General features: G+C 40.5%; 2 protein-coding genes. Both read right to left on the minus strand.

Going from position 1 to position 1,663, the window contains the following annotated elements; all coding sequences use genetic code 11:
• Window positions 1-160: 160 nt before the first annotated feature.
• On the minus strand, window positions 161-418 hold the full coding sequence (locus BCT27_RS18475; protein ID WP_102396431.1) for a nicotinamide mononucleotide transporter: 258 nt from the start codon (window positions 416-418) through the stop codon (window positions 161-163).
• A gap of 138 nt (window positions 419-556) precedes the next feature.
• On the minus strand, window positions 557-1,462 hold the full coding sequence (locus BCT27_RS18485; protein ID WP_102396432.1) for an AbiTii domain-containing protein: 906 nt from the start codon (window positions 1,460-1,462) through the stop codon (window positions 557-559).
• Window positions 1,463-1,663 lie beyond the last annotated feature (201 nt).

Below are 1,663 nucleotides of genomic sequence, written 5' to 3' on the forward strand. Positions count from 1 at the left end.
ACGGGGGGATCCATGTAGCCGCGTTAAGTGGTGAACAACGCTACCACCTTACCTAAACCATTGTGCAGTAATCACTAAAGTCAATTCAAACCAAAAATGCCAAGCGTTGTGAATCCGTCTTAAACGCCTTGTTATGTGCGGACTTTTAGCTTTTTGATGACTATTCAGCCACGCTTACTTTAGGCTCTTTCTCTGATGTCGACCATTTAATGATTGCTCTAAGGTTCATTGAGAAAAAGATGATATTTGCAATTATCATTGCCACACTGCCCGTAAGATAACCAACTGCAACCCAACTGGTGTTACCGCACATCATTAAAATGAACCCAATTTTGTTTTTATTTCCAATTTGCCAAATAGCAAGAAACGTAAGTACCATTGCAACCCAGTCGATTCCATAGTACTGAAAATATTCCATTTTTCCTCCAAGCACATAACGCCCGCTTAAGTGGTGAGCAACACAATGCGATGTTTCCGCACACCACCTAATCACTAAAATCAACGCATGGTGAAAATGCCATGCGTTGCGAATCCGTCTTAAAGCGTTTGTTATGCATTAAAATCCATAGTACTTGCCGATAGCTGTAGCCAGTAGACTACCAGCAGCACCGACCTTAACATCCCATAACGTAGATGCTGCTTTAGATACCATAGTGCCCATCCAGCCCGATACGGATGAACCAAAGTTACCAGATTCTACTTCCGTACTGCCTTTATCGGTTTCTATTGCAACTTGAAGTGACTCTATATCCTCATCACTAACTTTATTTTGTTTGAGGACTTCGATTAAGGAAGCCATATCATTTTTGTTTACAGTATTACGAATAGTTTGAGTATTTGAATCACCAACTACGATAGTGGCATTATCACCAAAAACTGCATTGTTAAATAAATCTGACACACCAACCTCTTTAGCTCTTGTTTTCATATCACTCAACTCCATTTCATTTGGAAATTTTTCAGACAATTCCAAGACGAAATCTAAAAGTCGAGTAGTAACCTCTGTCAATATTTGCGTCATCGCACCCGCAGAATGAACAGCCCAAGCGGTTTCTACACCATAGCTATCATCAAAACCCTCAGACAAGAGTGGATAGAACTCAGGTGCGATACTTACCTGTAAATTTTCTTGAGTTGAATACTGCTCGACAACAGCAATACTGTCCATCAAGTATTTAGTGTCTAGCCTTTCGCGTATTTCATCATCTAAGTGCATCAAAGGCAGAGTTTGATTCTGGTATCTATATACAGAATTACTCAAATTGCCTTTAACTGTAAGATGTAGTTTCCTATAGGAGGGAACAGACTCACGATTTCCATATCCTCTGAGCTCACTATCAACCCAGTCGAAAAGCTCTTTCTCACCTAACTGGTGAAGAAGAACTTTTGTTTTCAACAATGCTACTTTTAAGTTGCTTTCGCCAGAGCTTAACAACTCGATAATTTCTTCGATTAACTTCATTTACTTACCAAACTCAAATTTAATGCATAACGCCCGCATTTGCGGCTGGTTTGGAGCGCAGCGGAAAACCAGTCCGACAACATGCGCTTGTTACATGCTGTCGATTCTGGCACGCTCTTGCTCCGCTAGTTTTTTATATTTCTTAGTTTTGAAATACATGCTCCATTTTTCTGCGGCTTGCATTCCTGCCTCTAGAACTGC

The sequence above is a fragment of the Enterovibrio norvegicus genome (assembly GCF_002876705.1).
In the GTDB taxonomy this organism is placed as follows: domain Bacteria; phylum Pseudomonadota; class Gammaproteobacteria; order Enterobacterales; family Vibrionaceae; genus Enterovibrio; species Enterovibrio norvegicus_B.

Bases quoted from the DNA above. Each gene is read 5' to 3' on its own strand.
- BCT27_RS18485 (WP_102396432.1), bottom strand. From the start codon at position 1,462: ATGAAGTTAATCGAAGAAATTATCGAGTTGTTAAGCTCTGGCGAAAGC.
- BCT27_RS18475 (WP_102396431.1), bottom strand. From the start codon at position 418: ATGGAATATTTTCAGTACTATGGAATCGACTGGGTTGCAATGGTACTT.